This is a genomic window from Streptomyces sp. AM25, assembly GCF_058146165.1.
In genome coordinates, this window is the sequence record NZ_JBKIWN010000008.1 from 1 (window position 1) to 19829 (window position 19829).

Genomic DNA, 19829 nt, shown 5'->3' on the forward strand with positions numbered 1-19829 from the left:
CGAAGGTCCGCTTCAGGTCGTAACCATGCCGCGGACCGGACTCCAGGAGGGCGAGGAGGGTGTGACCTATGGACATGGGGTCAACAGTACATGGCATGTATACACGTGATGTATAGCCCCTGGGCTCGCGCCCCGAAGGGGCGCGGGGAACTGCGCGAACAACCACGAACAACCCGCAGCTAGGAACCGTCGTCCAACTTGGGCGGCCGCCCCCGCTTACGTATGGCCCCCGCATCCCGAGGGAGGCGTCCAGCCTCCGAAAGGGCCTTGCGCAGCAAGAACTCGATCTGCGCATTCGCGCTGCGCAGTTCCTCCCCCGCCCAGCGGGCCAGCGCGTCGTGGACCGCCGGGTCGAGCCGCAGCAGCACCTGCTTGCGCTGCCGCGGCTTCCCGGAGCCGGCTGCGGAGTCCTCCGTCACTGGTAGAGCGTGCCGGTGTTGAGGACGGGCTGGGCGGCCCGGTCACCGCACAGCACCACCATCAGGTTGCTGACCATGGCCGCCTTCCGCTCCTCGTCCAGCTCGACGATGCCCTGCTCGCTGATCCGGGCCAGCGCCTGCTCGACCATGCCGACCGCGCCCTCGACGATCTGCTGGCGGGCGGCGACGATCGCGCCCGCCTGCTGGCGCTGGAGCATCGCCGAGGCGATCTCGGGGGCGTAGGCGAGGTGCGTGAAGCGGGACTCGATGATGTGGACGCCGGCGGTCTCGACGCGGGCGTGCAGTTCGACCGCGAGCTTCTCGGTGATCTCCTCGGCGTTCTCGCGCAGCGACAGGCCGTCGTCCTCGTGCGCGTCATAGGGGTACTCGATGGCGATGTGCCGCACGGCGGCCTCGGTCTGGACGGCGACGAACTCCTGGAAGTCGTCCACCGCGAACATGGCCTGCGCGGTGTCCTCGACCTGCCAGACGACGACCGCCGCCAGCTCGATCGGGTTGCCGTAGGCGTCGTTCACCTTCAGTACGGCCGTCTCGTGGTTGCGCACCCGGGTGGAGAGCTTCGCGCGGCTGGTGAACGGGTTCACCCAGCGCAGGCCCTCGGTGCGGATGGTGCCCCGGTAGCGGCCGAAGAGCTGGACGACGCGGGCCTCGCCCGGGGCGACGGTGTTCAGCCCGGACATCGCGATGAGCGAGGCCAGGCCGACGAGGACGCCGCAGACGATGAACGCGGCCGCGGCCCCCTTGTTCCCGTCGGCGCCGAAGGCCGCGCCGACGATGACGCCGCCCACGCCGAGGAGCAGCCCGATCAGCCCCAGCAGAAGGGCGAGGCCGCCCCCGATGTCCTTGGCCGAAACTTCCTTGATGTGCGTTTTTGTCACGGCGTCCGACATGGACGTACCCCCGCTTCGTCGGCGTGCGGTGGTCCGCCGCACGCGCTCCCGGTGTCTAGCAAAGTGATAGCACATTAAGGCCCTGTACGGTTTGCCGCCAGTACACCGTTCCGGGTTCCCGCCACCCGGGGTGCTATATGTCACGTCCGTCATTGGCATGACGGATGGGCGTTTGGTGGCAGATGCGGTGTTAGCTTCATGAGCTGGGTTGGGGGCGGACTGACTGGAGCGACGGGAGAGATGGGCCGAGCGGACGCGCGACGCGCGCAGAAGAAGGGCAGTCGCCCCGGCAGGGGTGGCGGGAAGCCCAGGAAGACGGGCATACGCCGCTTCTTCACCTGGAAGATGCTGCTCGCCTACGTCGGAGGGCTCATAGCCCTCGGTGTGGGCTCCTTCGTGGCGCTCTACCTCTATGTGGACGTGCCCGGTGACGGCAATGCGGCGGCCAAGCTGCAGAGCAACATCTACAAGTCGAGCGACGGCAAGACGATCGCACGGATCGGCGAGGTCAACCGCGAGGAAGTCCCGCTCGCGAAGATCCCCAAGAACATCCAGCAGGCCGTGGTCGCCGCGGAGAACAAGAACTTCTACACCGACCCCGGAGTCGACCTCCAGGGCACGGCGCGCGGCATCGTCAATACGCTGATGGGCCGTGGCACGCAGGGTGGCTCGACGATCACCCAGCAGTACGTCAAGAACTACTACCTGGACCAGCGGCAGACCGTCACCCGCAAGGTGAAGGAGATGTTCATCTCCCTCAAGGTCCAGGACAAGTTCAGCAAGGACCAGATCCTCGCGGGCTACCTCAACACCAGCTACTACGGCCGCGGCGCCTACGGCATCCAGGCCGCCTCCCGTGCGTACTACAACAAGGACGTCGACAAGCTGAACCTGCAGGAGGGCGCGTACCTCGCCGCCCTGCTCCAGGCGCCGAGCCAGTACGACTGGGCGCAGGCCACCGACGCCGGCAAGCAGAACGCCCAGAACCGCTGGAACTACGTCCTCGACAAGATGGTCGAGCAGAAGTGGCTCAGCCCCGCCGACCGCGCCTCGATGAAGTTCGAGGTCCCGAGCACCCCCAAGCCCTCCGAGGGTCTCAAGGGCCAGAACGGCTACCTGATCGAGGCGGCCAAGCAGGAGATCATCCGCGACCTGGTCAAGGAGGGCCGCAGCCAGAAGGACGCCGAGCAGGACTTCGCGGCGGGCGGCTGGACGATCACGCTCAGCATCGACCCGAAGAAGCAGCAGCAGCTGGAGAAGGCCGTCAAGGACAAGCTCCTCGACGACCTCGACAAGTCCCGCGAGGTCGACAGCCACGTCCAGGTCGGCTCGGTGTCCGTGGACCGCAAGACGGGCAAGATCGTCGCCCTGTACGGCGGCCGGGACTATGTGCAGCACCAGATCAGCAACGCCACGCGCCGCGACTACCAGCCGGCGTCGACGTTCAAGCCGCTGATCCTGGCCGCGGCCCTGGAGCACGGGTCGACGACCCAGGACGGCAAGAAGATCACGCCGGCCACGATCTACGACGGCACCAACAAGCGGAAGGTCGTGGGCCCGGGCGGCGACGACTACGCGCCGGAGAACGAGGACCAGTACTCGAACCCCGCCGTCTCCGTCCAGGACGCGATGAACAAGTCGGTCAACACCGTCTTCGCGCAGATGGCCGTCGACGTGGGCCTGGACAAGGTCAAGAAGACCGCCGTCGACATGGGCATGAGGGGCGACGGTGTCGGCTTCGACGCCAACCCGTCCATGGCGCTGGGCTCCATGGGCGCGAGCCCGATGGACATGGCGGGCGTCTACGCGACGCTCGACAACCACGGGATGAAGGTCACGCCGAGCATCATCAAGTCGGCCTCCCGCGGCGGCCAGGACTTCAAGCTCCCCGAGGCGGCGAGCAAGGAGCGCGTCATCGACCGCAACACCGCCGACGGCGTGACGTCCGTCCTCAAGGGCGTGGTCAACGACGGTACGGCCAACGTCGTGCAGAGCAGCCAGTACCAGGTGGCGGGCAAGACCGGCACCTCCGACGACAACAAGTCGGCCTGGTTCAGCGGCTACACGCCCGACCTGATCACCTCGGTCGGCCTGTTCGGTGAGGCCGCCGGCGGCAAGCAGGTCACCCTCCAGGGCACCGGTGGCGGCGGCCGTGTGAACGGCAGCGGGTACCCCGCCCTCATCTGGGGCGCGTACAACTCGAACGTCCTCGACGACGACGCCGACACCAAGTTCGACCTGGAGACCGACGAGCCGTCCGCCCCGCTGACGCCCGTCGTGCCGTCCACGGTGCCGACCCCGTCCACGGGCCCGTCGCGCACCCCGTCGACGAAGCCCACGCCGAGCGGCCAGAACCCGACGCCTTCGCGCTCCCCGTCGCGCGAGCCGGACCCGAACCCCTCGCGCCACACCCAGCCCGTCACGCCGTCCCCGCAGCCGTCCGTGCCGCCGCCCCCCACGGGGGGCACCGGTGACACCGGCGACCAGGGCGGCGGCAAGCCCAACCGGTCGAACGGCTGAGGCACTTCACGCACCACGGCGACGGCCGCCGTCCTCCCGAAGGGGAGGACGGCGGCCGTCGCCGTGTACGGACCTGCGGTCAGGCCCCGTTGACCCGCGTGGCGATCTGGTCGCCCAGCTTCTTGTCGATGTTGCGCCAGTACTGCAGCGCGCGCTCCAGGACCGGTGCGCTGACGCCGCCCTTGAGGTGGCCGCTCACGTTGGAGACCAGACGTTCGCGGGCCGCGTCGTCCAGGACCTTGCGGACCATGGTGCCCGCCTGGCCCCAGTCGTCGTCCTCGCGGTGGAGCTTGTAGGCCTCGCGCACCATGTCGCCCGAGGCCTCCCAGCCCGCGATCTCGCCGAAGCGGGCGGTGTCGGCGGCGGGGCCGCCGTAGGAGTTGGGGGCGTACGGGCGGGCCGTGTTGGACGGCTCGTAGCGCATCGGGCCGTCCTTCGCGTAGGAGTTGACGGCGGAGTGCGCCCGGTTGGGCGGCAGCTGGGCGTAGTTGGGGCCGATCCGGTACCGGTGGGTGTCCGGGTAGGAGAAGAGCCGGCCCAGCAACATCTTGTCCGGCGAGGGGCCGATGCCGGGGACGAGGTTGGACGGTTCGAAGGACGCCTGCTCGATGTGGACGAAGAAATCCTCCGGGTTGCGGTCCAGCGTCATCCGGCCGACCTCGATCAGCGGGTAGTCGCCGTGCGGCCACACCTTGGTGAGGTCGAAGGGGTTGAAGCGGTAGTCCGCGGCGTCGCCGAAGGGCATGACCTGGACGTACATGGTCCACGACGGGGCGTTGCCGCCCGCGATGGCCTCGGACAGGTCGCGGCGGTGGAAGTCGCCGTCCTCGCCGGCGATGCGGTCCGCATCGGCCTGGGTGAGGAAGTCGATGCCCTGGTCGGTCTTGAGGTGGTACTTGATCCAGAACTTCTCGCCGCCGCCGTTGACCCACAGGAAGGTGTGCGAGCCGTAGCCGTTCATGTGGCGCCAGGTCTTCGGGATGCCGCGGTCGCCCATCAGCCAGGTGACCATGTGGGCGGTCTCCGGGGAGAGGGTCCAGAAGTCCCACTGCATGTCGTTGTCGCGCAGGCCGTTGTCGGGGCGGCGCTTCTGGGAGCGGATGAAGTCCTGGAACTTCTGCGGGTCGCGGACGAAGAAGATCGGGGTGTTGTTGCCGACGAGGTCGTAATTGCCGTGCTGCGTGTAGAACTTGAGGGCGAAGCCGCGGGGGTCGCGCCAGGTGTCCGGGGAGCCCTGCTCACCGGCCACCGTGGAGAAGCGGGCCAGCATCTCCGTGCGCCGGCCGGGCTGGAAGAGGTCGGCCTTGGTGAACTGGCTGACGTCGTTGGTCACCTGGAAGGTGCCGTACGCGCCGCTGCCCTTGGCGTGCACCACCCGCTCGGGGACCCGTTCGCGGTTGAACTGGGCCATCTTCTCGATCAGATAGTGATCCTGGAGCAGGATGGGGCCGGTGTCGCCGATGGTGAGCGAGTGCTCGTCGCTCTCCACCGGGACGCCGACGTTGTTCGTGGTGTACGGAGTGCTCTGCGCCGAGTCGGTCATGGCTGGAAGACGCCTCCCGCAACGGAGATGGGCGAGGGCGCGGTGATGCCGCCCTCCGTCCGAGCCAGTGAACCCCGCCGACAGAGTGTCGGCAACAGGGGGCTGGACACTGTCCAGAATTTCACCTCGTACGAGGGAACGGAGGGCGCGGCAGGTTTCGGGTACGTGATCAGTGCACGTGAGCGGGCAGCGCCAGCTCGAACCACACCACCTTGCCCGTGCTCAGCCGGGTCGCCCCCCACCGTCTGGCCAGCCTGTTCACCAGGTACAGCCCGCGCCCGCCCTCGTCCGAGGGCCGCGCCCGGCGCAGCCGGGGCAGCTGCGGCACGTCGTCGCCGACCTCGCAGCGCAGCACGTCCGTCCGCAGCAGGCGCAGCGTGATCGGCCGCTCCGCGTACCGCACCGCATTGGTGATCACCTCGCTGACCAGCAGCTCCACGCTGTCCGTGAGCTCCTCCAGGCCCCAGCGGGTGAGCGCCCGGCGGGCCAGGCGGCGGGCCTGGCGGGCGGTCTGCGGGCGCGGGTCGAGGAACCAGTACGCGACGTCGCTCGGCGCGATGCCCTCGAAGCGGGCGGCGAGCAGGGCGATGTCGTCGTCCCGGTCGCCCGGGCCGAGCATGCCGAGCACCTCGTCGCACAGCGGTTCCAGGGGCGGCGGGTTGGGGCCGGTGAGCCGGGCAGTGTCGATCAGCCGCTCGCGGAGCTGCTCGATGCCGGTCCACACGTCCCGGATCCGGGACTCGACCAGGCCGTCGGTGTAGAGCAGCAACGTTGCCCCTGCGGGGGCGTCCAGCTCGACCGCCTCGAAGTCGACCCCGCCCACGCCGATGGGTGCGCCCGGCGGGACGCGCAGCACCTCGGCGCGGCCGCCGCGGTGCAGCATGATCGGCGGGGGATGGCCGGCGTTGGCGATGACGATGCGGTGCGCGACCGGGTCGTAGACCGCGTAGAGGCAGGTGGCCATGCGGTCGCTGCCGAGGCGCTGCGCCTGCTCGTCGAGGTGGTGCAGCACCTCCTGCGGCGGCAGGTCCAGACCGGCCAGGGTCTGCGCGGTGGTGCGCAGCTGGCCCATGATCGCGGCGGAGGTCATGGAGTGGCCCATGACGTCGCCGACGACCAGGGCGACGCGGTTGCCCGGCAGCGGGATCGCGTCGTACCAGTCGCCGCCGACCCGCGCGGTCTCGGCCGCGGGGAGGTAGCGGCTGGCCAGCCGGACGCCCGTGGGCTGCGGGAGGGAGTCCGGCAGCATGGTGCGCTGCAGTTCGTCGGCGATGTACACCTCGCGGCCGTAGAGCACGGCCTTGTCCACGCCGAGGGCGGTGTGGGTGGCCAGCTGGGCGGCGACGAGCAGGTCGTCGCTCTCGAACGGGGCCCGGTCGGCGCGGCGGACGAACACGGCCGCACCGATCACTCTGCGCCGCCCGCGCAGCGGCGCGAGGACCGTGCGGTGCGCCTCCGGTACGTGCCGTCCCTCGCCGAGCAGCTCGGGCAGGGCCGCCCGCGCGGCCGGCGAGTCCCCGAAGACGGGTCTGACCCCGCGCAGCACTTCCGCGAGCGGCCCGCCTATCCGCACCTCGCAGCGCTCGGCCGCGGTCTCGGCGAGCGCCGGCCCCGGATCGGGCTGTTCGGCCTGCGGGCCGCCGCCCTCCTCGCCGTCCGCCCGCACGTACTCCGGCAGCCGGTCGGTGCGGCGCAGCCGCAGCACGACGGGGCCGACGGGCCGCTCGTCGCCGACGGGCAGCGGGTCGCGCAGATAGACGAGGATCGCGTCGGCGAACGTGGGCACGGTGGCGCGGCACAGCCCGAGGACGATCTCGTCGAGGTCGATGCCGCGCGCGATCCGCCGCGTCGCGGCGCCCACGAACCGGAGCCGCTCGCCGCTGCCGGGCGCCCCGTGCGGGGCGGTGGCACCGGGGGTGCCGCCGGAGGGCGGCGGGGCGGCCCCGGGCTGCTGCGGCTCGCGCTGCCGGGGCACGGGGTGCCGCCCGGCGTGCTCGCCGGGCTCACCCGGAACCGGCGCGTCCGGTCTGCCGGGCCGAGCCCGCGAGGCCGTCTCCGCCCCCGCGGCGGCGGTACGGCAGCGCTCCGTGCCCGGCGCCGCCGGGTCGGGGTCGTGGCGGGCGCGCGAGGACGTGCCGTACGCCCCGGCCGCGGTGCGGCCGGGGGCGGCGTCCTCACCGTGCCCGTGCGCGGGAGCGTGCGAGGGCTCGTGGGCGCTTCCGTGGGAGTTGGGGTGCTCCGTCACGCGTGGGGTTCCATCCGTCGGGGCTGTGCAACCCGCCCGAGGGGGCGGGTCAGGCGCGTCGCAGGTTGAGGAAGATCTGGATCTCGGGTGGTACGTCCGTGCTCGCCGGGGCGTACGCCAGCGAGCTTTCCCCGGCGATCTCGAAACCCGCCTCGCGTACGACCTCACGCAATTCGTCCCGCAGATATCCCGATACCCGGATCGTGTGGCCCAGGAACGGAATCGCGTAGTCGTCCACGTCCGCCTCGACCATCGAGAGCGCCAGCAGGCCCCCGGGCCGCAGCAGTGCGTGCAGCATGCGCAGGGCGTGCGGGATCTCCGGGCGCGGCAGCATCAGCAGGGCGAAGAAGGCGGCGACGCCGTCGAAGGTGCCCAGCCGGCCGTTGCGCAGCGCGGCCAGGTCGCCCTGGTGGAAGGCGGCCTCCGGCACGTTGGCGCGGGCGAGGTCGAGCATGCCGGGGGACAGGTCGTAGCCGGTCACCTTGTGCCCGGCGGCGGTGAGTTGACGTGCCGTCGGCAGGCCCGTGCCGCAGCCCAGGTCCAGGATGCGGGAACCGGGCGGCAGGGCCCCGGCCAGCCAGGCGCCGGACGCGAGCTGTCCCTCCTTGTGCGGGAACGCTTCGTCGTAGCGGTCGCCGATGGCGTCGAACGCCTCGGCCTGGCCGCTGCGGTCCAGCCCTAAGCGGGCGTAGCCGTCGTAGTCTTCCCGCTGGTCGTCACCGCTCACGGCTCCGCCCTCTCTGCGACTGTCCTGTGCGACGCGACGTGTGATCGTCCGTCATCTGCCGTGCGGTCGTGCTGCCTTGCGAGTACCGCGGAGGCCGATCCTACGGTTGCCCCGAGGGGAGACGGCAAGCGGTCAGGCGCCGCAGGGTCCGTGCCGACCCATCAGCCACCCCCTAGGTCGGGAGGCGGTCGGGGAGCCGGTCCCAGTCGCCGGGCAGCGGGGGGACGGTCCAGGCGGGGTCGGGGCGCCAGTTCTCCCAGCCGGCGTCGAAGGGCGCGGCCCAGGACTCGATCAGCCCGACCGCCGCCCGTCCGGCGTCCCGCACCCGGACGGCCTGGCCGGCGCTCATCAGGCCCGTGCGCTGCGCCTGGGTGAACTCGTCCTCGTCCTTCCACTCCCAACTGCGGTCCGGGTAGACGGCGATGTCGAGGAAGTGGTCCTCCGAGTCGACGCCGCCGGCCCAGCGCACCAGCGGTTCTTCGAGGTTCACGTACCAGTTCCGGAACCGCCAGCCGTCGTCCCAGAAGAGCCAGACGGACCAGGGCTCGCCGGGCCGGGCGAGCTTGAGCACGCCGGGGCCGTGCCAGCGGGTGAGCGCGGTGGTGCGCGGCTTGGTGTAGCGGGTGACGAGCGGCTCCTGGTGCACGGGGGTGCCGTCGGCGAGCAGCGGCTTGACGCAGTCGGTGCCGGGGGCCATCCACACGGCGAGCAGCTCGTCGGTGTCCCGGACCACGGTGACGGGGCGGCAGATGTGCACGTGGTCGGTGGCGTTGCCGCGGTAGCGCCAGAGGATGTGGTCCCCCGGGGCCCAGGGGGTGGCGGCGCCCGCCGCCGCTGTGTTCACCGTGTCCGCCGTCATGGGCAGATCTTAGGTGTCTTGGGCAACGGGCGCCGTGACCTGTCCCACCCAGGGGAGGGCGGGAGCGTTCAGGGGCGCGTCATGCGCAGGACGTCCAAGGCCTCGTCCAGTTGCTCCCTCGTCAGCAACCCGCGCTCCACGTACCCCCCCTCCAGCACCGTCTCGCGGATCGTCTTCCGTTCGGCCAGCGACTTCTTGGCCACCTTCGCCGCCTCCTCGTAGCCGAGGTAACGGTTCAGCGGGGTCACCACCGACGGTGAGGACTCCGCGTACTCCCGCGCCCGCCCGACGTTCGCGGTGATGCCGTCGACCGTGCGGTCGGCCAGCAGCCGGCAGGCGTTGGCGAGGAGCCGGACGGACTCCAGGAGGTTCTTCGCCATCACCGGGAGCATCACGTTGAGCTCGAAGTTGCCCGCGGCGCCCGCCGTGGCCACGGTCGTGTCGTTGCCGGTCACCTGGGCCGCCACCATCAGCACCGCCTCCGGCACCACCGGGTTGACCTTGCCCGGCATGATCGAGGAACCCGGCTGCAGATCCGGCAGGCCGATCTCGGCGAGCCCGGTGCGCGGCCCGGAGGCCATCCAGCGCAGGTCGTTGGCGATTTTGGTGAGGCCGACGGCGATGGTGCGCAGCTGGCCGCTGGTCTCCACCAGCCCGTCGCGTGCGCCCTGTGCCTCGAAGTGGTTGCGGGCCTCGGTCAGCGGCAGCCCGGTCGTGCGGGCGACCTCGGCGATGACGGCGGCGGAGAAGCCGGGCGGGGTGTTGATGCCGGTGCCCACGGCCGTGCCGCCCAGCGGGAGTTCGGCCAGGCGCGGCAGCGAGGCGCGCAGCCGCTCGGCGCCGTAGCGGACCTGCGCCGCGTAACCGCCGAACTCCTGGCCGAGGGTCACCGGGGTGGCGTCCATCAGGTGCGTCCGGCCGGACTTCACGACGTCCGCGAACTCGCCCGCCTTGCGCTCCAGCGCCGCCTCCAGGTGCACCAGCGCCGGGATCAGGTCGCCGGTGACGGCCGCCGTGGCCGCGATGTGGATGGAGGACGGGAAGACGTCGTTGGACGACTGGCTGGCGTTGACGTGGTCGTTGGGGTGGACGTCGCGGCCGAGGCGTTCACTCGCGAGGGTGGCGATGACCTCGTTGGCGTTCATGTTGGACGAGGTGCCGGAGCCGGTCTGGAAGACGTCCACGGGGAAGTGCTCGTCCCAGCGCCCCTCCGCGACCTCGTCCGCCGCCTCCTCGACCGCGGCGGCGACGTCCGCTTCGAGCACGCCGAGTTCGGCGTTGACCCGCGCCGCAGCGGCCTTGATACGGGCCAGCGCGGCGATGTGGGCGCGCTCCAGGCGCTGGCCGCTGACGGGGAAGTTCTCCACGGCCCGCTGCGTCTGGGCCCGCCACTTGGCGTGGGCGGGGACGCGGACCTCGCCCATGGAGTCGTGCTCGGTGCGGTACTGCTGAGCGGTGGCGTTCTCGCTGTCGTTCATGGTCGTCGACCTCCTGACCAACAGAGCGTCCGCCCCGTCAATCCTGTTCCCGGTGTTCCCAAATCCACAACTGACGAGTAAATACCGCGGGTAACAGAAAACACCGGGGAGGCTTCATGACACGCAGACCCGCCCTGCGCTCCGCCCTCGCTTCCGTCGCGGCACTGGCCGCCGCCCTGGGCGGCATGGCCGTCACCGCCCCCGCCGCCCACGCGGCCCCCCGCACGGGCGCCACCGCGCTGAGCCCCGAGCTGGAGAAGGTCCGGGCGGCGGAGTCGGCCGAGCTGTACGGCGATGCCGCCGAGCGCCCGCTCGACCAGCGCAAGACCTCGCTGATCTCGCTGGGCGACAGCGAGATATCCGGCGAGGGCGTCGGCGTCTACGAACCGGGCACGAACGGCCCGGACAACTGGTGTCACCGCTCGCCCGACGCCGCCATCCACCGCACCGGGATCCCGGCGGACGTCACGTACAACGTCGCCTGTTCCGGAGCCACCACTGCCAACATCCGCATCGGCGGCACCAAGCAGTACGCGGACGAGCTCGTCCAGAGCGACAACCTCGCCGTCAAGGCCCGCACCACGCGCGTGAAGATGGTGCTGCTCGTCGCCGGTGCCAACGACGACCTCCAGTTCGGCCCGGTCATGACCGACTGCGTCGAGCGCTACCTGTTCCTCCAGGGCACGTGCCGGCCCAAGTACGAGCCCGGCTGGCAGGCCCGCGTCGACGGGCTCGTCCCCAAGGTCGAACAGACGGTGCGCGACCTGCGCAAGGTGATGACGGACGCGGGGTACGCGGACGGCGACTACAAGCTCGTGGTGATGGGCTACCCGAGCCCGATCGGCCCCGACATCGAGGACAACCCGAACTTTCCCGGCAAGTTGGCGGGCGGCTGCGTCGGCTACACCTCCGACGCGGCCTGGGGACGCAACGAGGCCGTGCCCGCCTTCGAGCGCGGCATGCGCAGGGCCGCCCTGGACACGGGCGCCGTCTACCTCGACAACTCGCGGCTCTTCCACGGGCACGAGGTGTGCATGGAGGACACCTGGGCCCGCGGCCTGTGGATCGACGTGACGAACCCGATCCCGCCGGACGCCAATTCGGTGCGGCAGTCCTTCCACCCCAACGAGCGCGGGCACGGCGCCTTCGCGTCCTGCCTGACGCAGCTGTACGACTCGGGCTACCAGGAGGCGGGTTGCGCCGACCCGGCGAGCACGGGCAAGCCGGTGCTGTACAAGGGCGGCTGGGACGACAAGTTCCGTCCCCTGAAGAGTGCCGCCACGGGCACCTGCGTCGACGCGTACGGCGCCGCGTCGGCCAACGGCACCGAGGTGGGCGGCTGGCCGTGCTCGGGTGCCCGTAACCAGCAGTGGTGGTACGACGGGACGCCCGGGACGCTGCACTCGGCGTTGTCGCACGCCCGGTGCGTGGACGTGCCCGGGGGCACGTATGCGGCCGGGGCCGCGGTGGAACTGTGGAACTGCCACGGCGGGGCCAACCAGCGCTTCACGCAGGACGGTCCGACGTTCCGGCCGGCGGCGGCACCGGGGCTGTGCCTGACGCTTGCCGCGCCCAAGGATCCGGTCCGTCTCCAGCGCTGTGACGGCTCTTCGAGCCAGCGCTTCGCGTGAGGCATTCGCGCTGTGGGCAGGCGTTCCGCAGGGCTGGGGGCCCCTCCCAGCGGTAGCTGGGGGAGGGTGGGCACAGCGCGACCACCGGCCCGCACCCGGCGACGTGCCCCGGCCGTAGGCGGCCTGGGTCGTCGGCCCGGTGCGGGCCGGCTTTGGTTGCTCGCGCAGTTCCCCGCGCCCCTTACGGGGCGCCCCGCTTACGGGGTGGTCCGCACCGGAATACTGGTGAACGTCGGTGCCGGCGCCGGGTCCGTGAAGAAGTCGTTCCCCTTGTCGTCGACGACGACGAACGCCGGGAAGTCCTCCACCTCGATCTTCCAGACCGCCTCCATGCCGAGCTCCGCGTACTCCACGACCTCGACCTTCTTGATGCAGTCCTGCGCGAGGCGCGCCGCCGGGCCGCCGATCGAGCCGAGGTAGAAGCCGCCGTGCGCGGCACACGCGTCGGTGACCTGCTTGCTCCGGTTGCCCTTCGCCAGCATCACCTTGGAGCCGCCCGCCGCCTGGAACTGCTCGACGTAGGAGTCCATGCGGCCGGCCGTGGTCGGGCCGAACGACCCGGACGCGTAGCCCTCCGGCGTCTTCGCCGGGCCCGCGTAGTAGACCGGGTGGTCCTTGAGGTACTGCGGCATCTCCTCGCCCGCGTCCAGCCGCTCCTTGATCTTCGCGTGCGCGATGTCGCGGGCGACGACCAGCGGCCCGGTGAGCGAAAGCCGGGTCTTCACCGGGTACTTGGTGAGCTCGGCGAGGATCTCGTCCATGGGACGGTTGAGGTCGATGCGCACCACGTCGTCATCGCTCAGGTGCTCGTCCGTCGTGTCCGGCAGGAAGCGCGCCGGGTCCGTCTCCAGCTGCTCCAGGAAGACGCCCTCGGCGGTGATCTTCGCGACGGCCTGGCGGTCGGCCGAGCACGAGACCGCGATGGCCACCGGGAGGGATGCGCCGTGCCGCGGCAGGCGCACCACGCGCACGTCGTGGCAGAAGCACTTGCCGCCGAACTGGGCGCCGATGCCGATCTTCTGGGTGAGCTCGAAGACCTTCTCCTCCAGCTCCTTGTCACGGAAGCCGTGGCCGAGCGGGGAGCCCTCCTCCGGCAGCTCGTCGAGGTAGTGCGCGGAGGCGTACTTGGCGGTCTTGAGCGCGTACTCGGCGCTCGTGCCGCCGACGACGATCGCCAGGTGGTACGGCGGGCAGGCGGCCGTGCCCAGCGAACGGATCTTCTCCTCCAGGAACTTCATCATGGAGGCCTCGTTGAGGACCGCCTTCGTCTCCTGGTAGAGGAAGGACTTGTTGGCCGAGCCGCCGCCCTTGGCCATGAAGAGGAACTTGTAGGCGCCGCCGTCGGTCGCGTAGAGCTCGATCTGCGCGGGGAGGTTGGAGCCGGTGTTCTTCTCGTCCCACATGGTCAGCGGGGCCATCTGCGAGTAGCGCAGGTTGAGCTCGGTGTACGCGTCGAAGATGCCGCGCGAGAGCGCCTCTTCGTCGCCGCCCCCGGTGAGGACGTTCTGGCCGCGCTTGCCCATGACGATCGCGGTGCCGGTGTCCTGGCACATGGGCAGCACGCCGGCCGCGGCGATGTTGGCGTTCTTCAGCAGGTCGAGGGCGACGAACTTGTCGTTGGCCGAGGCCTCGGGGTCGTCGACGATCTTCCGCAGCTGGGCGAGGTGCGCGGGGCGCAGGTAGTGCTGGATGTCGTGGATGGCCTCTTCGGCGAGCTTGCGCAGCGCCTCCGGCTCGACCTTGAGGAAGGTGCGCCCGTCGGCCTCGAAGGTGGACACGCCCTCGGCGGTGACGAGGCGGTACGGCGTGTCGTCCTCGCCCAGGGGCAGAAGATCGGTATAGGCAAACTCGGGCCGAGACATCGCGGCGATTCCCTCACTCTGCGGATGATGGTGCTGGCTTCCTCGACAGCCCCTCCAGCGTAGGCCGCCGGGACTCCGGGAGGTTTGTGAGGTAAGGCTCACTCCGTCCCCGCGCCCCCGCCCTCTATCGCGATCTATCGCGTTTGGGTACCCTGCTCCCGTGGACGAGTCATCTCTCGAAAAGCAGCCCCAGGACCGGCCGCAGGCCCCGGCGGCGCCCGTGATGCGAGCCTCCGATGCCGACCGCGACCGCGTCGCGGACATCCTGCGCGAGGCGCTGGCCGAGGGACGGCTCACGGCCGAGGAGCACGGCGAGCGGATCACCGCGGTCTACGAGGCCCGCACCGTCGGCGAGCTGGAGCCGTTGGTGCACGACCTGCCCGCAGGGCGGCGCCCCCACGAGCCGGCCGGCTCCGCGCGCCCGTACGACGCCTCCGTACGCCCCGCCCCCGCGCCCGCCGAGAATCTGGTCGCCGTCTTCGGCGCGGCCGAGCGCAAGGGCCGCTGGCGGGTCCCCGCGCGCACGAACGCCTTTGCGATGTTCGGCGGGGTGGAGATCGATCTGACCGAGGCGGTCTTCGAGCAGCGCGAGATCGTGATCAACGCCTCCGCGGTGTTCGGCGGGGTGGAGATTAAGGTTCCGGAAAATGTTTCCGTGCGTTCGACGGGGACGGGCATCTTCGGCGGCTTCGACGTCCGGACCCACGAGGCCCCGGATCCGGACGCCCCCGTGGTCGTGATCACGGGTTTTGCGGTCTTCGGCGGGGTCGAGGCCAAGGCTCGTCGCGGCAAGCGGCTCAAGAACCTCAGGTCGGGGCAATAGCCGCAGAGCGTGGCGTCCGGCGGCGTTCCGGTCATGGCAACGGTGTGAATAAGAGCGCGCACAGCGGGTAAAGCTTGGTGCATCGTCTCTCGTACGGCTGCGGGTGCGAATGGCCGTGCAGGGTGAGACGGCAAGGGTGACTCAACCGGCCGAGCTAAGCCGTCGTCAGGAGTAGACCGTGCTGCTACCGCATCAGCCCCTGCAGGAAGCCGCCGTACCGTCCCAGCGGATTTCCGCTCGGGAACAGGCGGGCCCCTGGCACTCGGAGGCGGTGTGCCGCCGGGATGAAGCCGGGCTCTTCTTCGCACCATCAAAGGAACCCACCGCTGCGCGGCTGTCCCGGGAGGAGGCCGCCAAGCGGGTCTGCGCCCGCTGCCCGGTGATGGTCGAATGCCGGGAGCACGCCCTGCTGCAGCCCGAGCCCTACGGGGTGTGGGGCGGGCTGACGGCCGCCGAGCGCCGGGTCGTGCTGGCCCGCCGCCGGCGCCGCGAGGCCGAGCTGCAGCGCTCGACGCGGGTCGCTGCCGCGGGCTGAGCGAAGCGATACATCACGGGCCGGGCCCCGCCGAACTCTCGGCGGGGCCCGGCCCGTTGTGCCCGTGCCCCGAAGGGGCGCCGGGAACTGCGCGACCAGCCGCGACGAACCCGCAGCCGACGCACTGCACTTCCCGCGGAGCGCCGCGTCAGCTGGGGCGCTCGAAGTCGATCGAGCTGTAGGCGCGCAGCTTCGACAGCCGGTGCTCGGACTCGATCAGCCGGATCGTGCCGGACTTGGAGCGCATCACCAGCGACTGCGTGGTCGCGGTCTCCGCGCGGTAGCGGACGCCGCGCAGCAGCTCGCCGTCGGTGATGCCGGTCGCGACGAAGAACACGTTCTCCCCGCTGACGAGGTCCTCGGTGTGCAGGACGCGGTCCAGGTCGTGCCCGGCGTCGAGCGCACGCTGCCGCTCCTCGGCGTCCTTCGGCCACAGCTTGGCCTGGATGGTGCCGCCGAGGCACTTCATCGCGCAGGCCGCGATGATGCCCTCCGGGGTGCCGCCGACGCCCAGCAGCAGGTCCACGCCCGTGCCCTCGCGCGCGGCCATGATGGCGCCGGCCACGTCGCCGTCGGAGATGAACTTGATGCGGGCGCCCGCCTCGCGGATCTCCTTGACGATGCCCTCGTGCCGGGGACGGTCCAGGACGACGACGGTGACGTCCTCGGGGGCGGAGCGCTTCGCTTTCGCGATGCGGCGAATGTTGACGGCGACGGGGGCGTCGATGTCGACGAAGTCGGCCGCCTCGGGACCGGTGACGAGTTTGTCCATGTAGAAGACCGCCGACGGGTCGAACATGCTGCCCCGCTCGGCGACGGCCATCACGGAGACCGCGTTGGCCATGCCCTTGGCGGTGAGCGTCGTGCCGTCCACCGGGTCCACGGCGACGTCGCACTCCGCGCCCGTCCCGTCGCCCACGCGCTCACCGTTGTAGAGCATCGGGGCGTTGTCCTTCTCGCCCTCGCCGATGACGACGACGCCGTCCATCGAGACGGTGTGGATCAGCGCCCGCATGGCCCGCACGGCCGCGCCGTCGGCGCCGTTCTTGTCGCCGCGGCCGACCCAGCGGCCCGAGGCCATGGCCCCGGCCTCGGTGACCCGGACGAGCTCCAGCGCAAGGTTCCGGTCGGGCGCCTCGGGGCTGACCTCGAGCTGGGACGGCAGGTGATGATCGGTCATCGGGACGGACCTTTCTGTACGGCGTCGGCCGCGGGGAGGGTGCTCATGACTTTATCGGGTGATTGTGAATATGAGCAGGCCCCCCCACGCATGAGCGGTGTCAAGGCCCGTTCCACGGCATGCCGGGCCACCTGCGTAAAGATCGGCAGGGGCATGGGGGACGATGGGGGCGTGGCAGGAAGAGACGGCAAGAAGCAGAAGATCCGCAACATGGTGCTGTCCATGGCGGTCGTGATACCGGTGGCGTGGTTGAGCTACCTGTTCATCCCGCACGACGCCAACAAGGACCCCGTGCGGACGATCGGCTACCAGGTGGAGCTGAACGCGGCGCGCCGCGCCGCGCCGTACGCGGTGGCCGCGCCCGAGGGGCTCGGCGAGGGCTGGCGCGCGACCTCGGTCCGCTACGAGCCGCAGAGCAAGATGGGCTCCGTGTGGCACCTGGGCTTCCTCGACCCGCAGACGCAGTACGTGGGGATCGAGCAGAGCAACGGTTCTCCCGCCGTCTTCGTCGACGATGCCACCCAGCAGGCCGAGAAGACCGACAGGACCGTCCAGGCGGGCGGCCTCACGTGGCAGCGCTACGAGGGTTCGAAGTACAACGCCCTGGTGCACGAGGGGAGCGGGGTGACGACGGTGGTCACCGGCACCGCGTCGTTCGAGCGGCTGACGGAGGTGGCCGGCGCGCTCAAGGCGGAGAAGACGCCGAGCCCGGAGGGCACGCCGTCCGCGGCACCGTCCGCGGCACCGGCGGGCTGAGACACGGCAGTGGGCCGGGCGCCGTTCGCGGCGCCCGGCCCACTGCTGTTCTGTGACGGTCGTCAGGCAGTCGTCAGACGGTCGTGACGGCCTGGCCGTAGTCCAGGCGCGGGCCGCGCGGGCGGTAGGCGTCCGCGGCCGGGCGGCCGATGTTGACGATCATCAGCGGCGTGTGGTCGTCGTCCAGGAACTCCTTCTGCACGGCCGCGGCGTCGTAGCCGGTCATCGGGCCGGCGGCCAGGCCGGCCGCGCGCAGGCCGAGGATGAAGTACCCCGCCTGCAGGGCGCCGTTGAGCGTGGCGGACGACTCGCGGGCCGCGCGCTCGGCGAAGAAGAGGTCCTTGGCCTGCGGGAAGGCCGGGAAGAGGGCCGGCAGCTCCTCGTGGAACTCGTTGTCCGCGGCGAGGATCGCGACCAGCGGGGCGGCGCCGGTCTTGGCCCGGTTGCCCTCGGCCATGAGCGGGACCAGACGCTCGCGGGCCTCCGCGGAGCGGACCAGGACTATGCGCAGCGGGGACTGGTTGAAGGCGGTCGGCGCGAGCTTGACCAGGTCGTAGACGGCCTGCATCTGCTCGTCGGTGACGGGCTCCTCGGTGAACGCGTTGGCCGTGTGGGCCGCGCGGAAGAGGAGGTCCTGGGCGGCCTTGTCGAGGCTGAGGGTCATGTGGGGGCACCACCTGTCGCGTGGGGTTTCGAGCTGGCGACAGCCACTCTAGGCGCAAAGTGTATTAACTTTCAACTAAATGTGGACGGGGTCACTCGGCCCCGCCCGCCCGCGGCCCCTCAGTCCTCGCCGGCCTCCTCGTCCTCCCGGGCCAGCGCCGCGTCCAGCCGCGCCCGGGCGCCCTCCAGCCAGCGGCGGCACACCTTCGCCAGCTCCTCGCCGCGCTCCCACAGCGCGAGCGACTCCTCCAGCGTCGTACCGCCCGCCTCCAGGCGGCGCACCACCTCGATCAGCTCGTCCCGCGCCTGCTCGTAGCCCAGCGCCGCCTCTGCCTCTGCCTTCGCCTCCGTCGCCATGCGCACCAGCCTAGGCCGGGGGACCGACAACGGCCCGCACCGTGAACCCGCCCTCCGCGACCCGCGCCCGCAGCTCCTCGTCCGCCGCGACCTCGTCCGCCGTGCGCACCACGGAGCCGTCGGCGTGCTGCAGTACCGCATAGCCGCGGCGCAGCGTCGCGGCGGGGGAGAGCGAGACCACCCGGGCCAGGGTGTGCGTCAGCTCCGAGTCCGCCCGGTCCAGCAGGTGGCCCAGGGTGCGGCGGGCCCGGCCCTCCAGCGCGGCGATCTGCTCCTCGCGCTCGTCCACCATCCGCTGCGGGTGCTCCATGCACGGGCGCGCCCGTGCCGCCGCCAGGCCGCGCTCCTCGCGGTCCAGCAGCGCCGTCACGGAGCGCAGGGCGCGGTCGCGCAGGTGCTGCACGCGCGCGAGCTCCTCGCCCACGTCCGGCACGACCCGCTTCGCCGCGTCCGTCGGCGTGGAGGCGCGCAGGTCGGCCACCAGGTCGAGCAGCGGGGTGTCCGGCTCGTGCCCGATCGCCGACACCACCGGCGTGCGGCACGCGGACACGGTGCGGATCAACTGCTCGTCGGAGAACGGCAGCAGGTCCTCCACGCTGCCGCCGCCGCGGGCCACGATGATCACGTCCACCTCGGGCAGCGCGTCCAGCTCCTGCACCGCCTCGATCACGCCGGGCACCGCGTGCACGCCCTGCACCGGGACGTTGCGCACCTCGAAGCGCACGGCGGGCCAGCGGTGCCGGGCGTTCTCCAGCACGTCGCGCTCGGCGGCGGAGGCGCGGCCGCAGACCAGCCCGATCAGCTGCGGCAGGAACGGCAGTTCCCGCTTGCGCTCCGCCGCGAACAGCCCTTCCGAAGCAAGGGACTTCTTCAGCTGCTCCAGCCGCGCGAGCAGCTCCCCGACCCCGACGGGCCTGATCTCGGCGGCCCGCAGCGACAGTTGGCCGCGGGGGGCGTACCACTCGGGCTTGGCGTGCACCACGACGCGGGCGCCCTCGGCGACGACGTCGGCGACGCGGTCGAAGACGGCGCGGTAGCAGGTGACCGAGAGAGAGACGTCGTGCGAGGGATCGCGCAGCGTCAGGAACACGACGCCGGCGCCGGGGCGCCGGGACAGCTGGGTGATCTGCCCCTCCACCCAGACGGCGCCGAGCCGGTCGATCCACCCGCCGATGAGCCGGCTCACCTGACCGACGGGAAGCGGCGCTTCGGGAGACGTGGTTGCAGCCATGGGGCCGAGCCTAGGGCCTGTCCGATGGGGCCGGGGGGTGCGGTGGGTTCGGCACCTCCCCCCGCACCGCCGTCGTGGTTGCTCGCCGT

Annotated in this window: 17 protein-coding genes and 1 pseudogene; 5 read left to right on the plus strand and 13 right to left on the minus strand. The window is 71.2% G+C overall.

Annotated elements, in window-relative coordinates; translation table 11 throughout:
• From ACLHRZ_RS11630 to ACLHRZ_RS11640, 3 genes and pseudogenes are all read right to left on the minus strand, one after another.
• A pseudogene (locus tag ACLHRZ_RS11630) lies at positions 1-76 on the minus strand (PadR family transcriptional regulator); the annotation flags it as partial.
• Between the two features lie 103 nt (positions 77-179).
• Entirely contained in the window at positions 180-419 is a 240-nt protein-coding gene (locus ACLHRZ_RS11635; RefSeq protein WP_490418276.1) for a type II toxin-antitoxin system antitoxin, read from the minus strand.
• Positions 416-1330 carry an SPFH domain-containing protein gene (locus ACLHRZ_RS11640; RefSeq protein WP_490418277.1) on the minus strand — a complete coding sequence of 305 codons (915 nt, stop codon included), beginning with the start codon at positions 1328-1330 and terminating at the stop codon, positions 416-418. The genes ACLHRZ_RS11635 and ACLHRZ_RS11640 overlap by 4 nt, the downstream gene beginning before the upstream one ends.
• 240 nt (positions 1331-1570) lie before the next feature.
• Here ACLHRZ_RS11640 and ACLHRZ_RS11645 point away from each other — a divergent pair, with 240 nt between their 5' ends.
• Positions 1571-3850, plus strand: coding sequence for a transglycosylase domain-containing protein (locus tag ACLHRZ_RS11645; protein WP_490418278.1), 2280 nt, complete (start codon positions 1571-1573; stop codon positions 3848-3850).
• 79 nt (positions 3851-3929) lie between these two features.
• Here ACLHRZ_RS11645 and ACLHRZ_RS11650 read toward each other — a convergent pair whose 3' ends face one another.
• The 5 genes from ACLHRZ_RS11650 to ACLHRZ_RS11670 form a co-directional block, all read right to left on the minus strand.
• Positions 3930-5393 (minus strand): catalase, encoded by a 1464-nt coding sequence (locus ACLHRZ_RS11650; RefSeq protein ID WP_490418279.1) that lies wholly within the window; start codon positions 5391-5393, stop codon positions 3930-3932.
• Between the two features lie 169 nt (positions 5394-5562).
• On the minus strand, positions 5563-7638 hold the full coding sequence (locus tag ACLHRZ_RS11655; RefSeq protein WP_490418280.1) for a SpoIIE family protein phosphatase: 2076 nt from the start codon (positions 7636-7638) through the stop codon (positions 5563-5565).
• 49 nt (positions 7639-7687) lie between these two features.
• Positions 7688-8365 carry a class I SAM-dependent DNA methyltransferase gene (locus ACLHRZ_RS11660; protein ID WP_490418281.1) on the minus strand — a complete coding sequence of 226 codons (678 nt, stop codon included), beginning with the start codon at positions 8363-8365 and terminating at the stop codon, positions 7688-7690.
• A gap of 172 nt (positions 8366-8537) precedes the next feature.
• Complete coding sequence (fomD, locus tag ACLHRZ_RS11665) at positions 8538-9224, minus strand: cytidylyl-2-hydroxypropylphosphonate hydrolase (protein ID WP_490418282.1); 687 nt, start codon at positions 9222-9224, stop codon at positions 8538-8540.
• Positions 9225-9292: 68 nt separating this feature from the next.
• Entirely contained in the window at positions 9293-10702 is a 1410-nt protein-coding gene (locus tag ACLHRZ_RS11670) for a class II fumarate hydratase (protein WP_490418283.1), read from the minus strand.
• Positions 10703-10818: 116 nt separating this feature from the next.
• Here ACLHRZ_RS11670 and ACLHRZ_RS11675 point away from each other — a divergent pair, with 116 nt between their 5' ends.
• Complete coding sequence (locus ACLHRZ_RS11675; protein WP_490418284.1) at positions 10819-12333, plus strand: ricin-type beta-trefoil lectin domain protein; 1515 nt, start codon at positions 10819-10821, stop codon at positions 12331-12333.
• A gap of 197 nt (positions 12334-12530) precedes the next feature.
• Here the strand turns inward: ACLHRZ_RS11675 and ACLHRZ_RS11680 are convergent, their stop codons facing one another.
• Entirely contained in the window at positions 12531-14195 is a 1665-nt protein-coding gene (locus ACLHRZ_RS11680; protein WP_490418285.1) for a fumarate hydratase, read from the minus strand.
• A gap of 223 nt (positions 14196-14418) precedes the next feature.
• Between ACLHRZ_RS11680 and ACLHRZ_RS11685 the strand changes: the two genes are divergently transcribed.
• Positions 14419-15018 carry a DUF1707 SHOCT-like domain-containing protein gene (locus tag ACLHRZ_RS11685; RefSeq protein ID WP_490418464.1) on the plus strand — a complete coding sequence of 200 codons (600 nt, stop codon included), beginning with the start codon at positions 14419-14421 and terminating at the stop codon, positions 15016-15018.
• 178 nt (positions 15019-15196) lie between these two features.
• Positions 15197-15553, plus strand: coding sequence for a WhiB family transcriptional regulator (locus tag ACLHRZ_RS11690; protein ID WP_171079988.1), 357 nt, complete (start codon positions 15197-15199; stop codon positions 15551-15553).
• A 148-nt stretch (positions 15554-15701) separates the two neighbouring features.
• Here the strand turns inward: ACLHRZ_RS11690 and glpX are convergent, their stop codons facing one another.
• Entirely contained in the window at positions 15702-16733 is a 1032-nt protein-coding gene (gene glpX / locus ACLHRZ_RS11695; protein ID WP_490418286.1) for a class II fructose-bisphosphatase, read from the minus strand.
• Positions 16734-16904: 171 nt separating this feature from the next.
• On the opposite strand from glpX, the gene ACLHRZ_RS11700 reads away from it, so the two are divergent.
• Entirely contained in the window at positions 16905-17489 is a 585-nt protein-coding gene (locus ACLHRZ_RS11700) for a DUF4245 domain-containing protein (RefSeq protein WP_490418287.1), read from the plus strand.
• 73 nt (positions 17490-17562) lie between these two features.
• On the opposite strand, the gene ACLHRZ_RS11705 is transcribed toward ACLHRZ_RS11700, so the two are convergent.
• The 3 genes from ACLHRZ_RS11705 to xseA all read right to left on the minus strand — a co-directional run bounded on the left by ACLHRZ_RS11705 (position 17563) and on the right by xseA (position 19740).
• The gene (locus ACLHRZ_RS11705) at positions 17563-18153 is read right to left on the minus strand and encodes a malonic semialdehyde reductase (RefSeq protein WP_490418288.1); all 591 of its coding nucleotides are present in this window, start codon (positions 18151-18153) and stop codon (positions 17563-17565) included.
• Between the two features lie 119 nt (positions 18154-18272).
• Positions 18273-18509: an exodeoxyribonuclease VII small subunit gene (locus ACLHRZ_RS11710; protein WP_490418289.1), complete on the minus strand. Its 237-nt coding sequence runs from the start codon at positions 18507-18509 to the stop codon at positions 18273-18275.
• Positions 18510-18519: 10 nt separating this feature from the next.
• Positions 18520-19740, minus strand: coding sequence for an exodeoxyribonuclease VII large subunit (gene xseA, locus ACLHRZ_RS11715; RefSeq protein WP_490418290.1), 1221 nt, complete (start codon positions 19738-19740; stop codon positions 18520-18522).
• Positions 19741-19829: the final 89 nt, after the last annotated feature.

What these genes read in the sequence shown, in the direction of transcription:
- ACLHRZ_RS11645 (WP_490418278.1), top strand. Translation starts at nt 1,571, where the DNA reads ATGGGCCGAGCGGACGCGCGACGCGCGCAGAAGAAGGGCAGTCGCCCC.
- glpX (WP_490418286.1), bottom strand. Translation starts at nt 16,733, where the DNA reads ATGACCGATCATCACCTGCCGTCCCAGCTCGAGGTCAGCCCCGAGGCG.
- xseA (WP_490418290.1), bottom strand. Translation starts at nt 19,740, where the DNA reads ATGGCTGCAACCACGTCTCCCGAAGCGCCGCTTCCCGTCGGTCAGGTG.
- fomD (WP_490418282.1), bottom strand. Translation starts at nt 9,224, where the DNA reads ATGACGGCGGACACGGTGAACACAGCGGCGGCGGGCGCCGCCACCCCC.
- ACLHRZ_RS11675 (WP_490418284.1), top strand. Translation starts at nt 10,819, where the DNA reads ATGACACGCAGACCCGCCCTGCGCTCCGCCCTCGCTTCCGTCGCGGCA.
- ACLHRZ_RS11710 (WP_490418289.1), bottom strand. Translation starts at nt 18,509, where the DNA reads ATGGCGACGGAGGCGAAGGCAGAGGCAGAGGCGGCGCTGGGCTACGAG.
- ACLHRZ_RS11670 (WP_490418283.1), bottom strand. Translation starts at nt 10,702, where the DNA reads ATGAACGACAGCGAGAACGCCACCGCTCAGCAGTACCGCACCGAGCAC.
- ACLHRZ_RS11685 (WP_490418464.1), top strand. Translation starts at nt 14,419, where the DNA reads ATGCGAGCCTCCGATGCCGACCGCGACCGCGTCGCGGACATCCTGCGC.
- ACLHRZ_RS11705 (WP_490418288.1), bottom strand. Translation starts at nt 18,153, where the DNA reads ATGACCCTCAGCCTCGACAAGGCCGCCCAGGACCTCCTCTTCCGCGCG.
- ACLHRZ_RS11650 (WP_490418279.1), bottom strand. Translation starts at nt 5,393, where the DNA reads ATGACCGACTCGGCGCAGAGCACTCCGTACACCACGAACAACGTCGGC.
- ACLHRZ_RS11640 (WP_490418277.1), bottom strand. Translation starts at nt 1,330, where the DNA reads ATGTCGGACGCCGTGACAAAAACGCACATCAAGGAAGTTTCGGCCAAG.
- ACLHRZ_RS11680 (WP_490418285.1), bottom strand. Translation starts at nt 14,195, where the DNA reads ATGTCTCGGCCCGAGTTTGCCTATACCGATCTTCTGCCCCTGGGCGAG.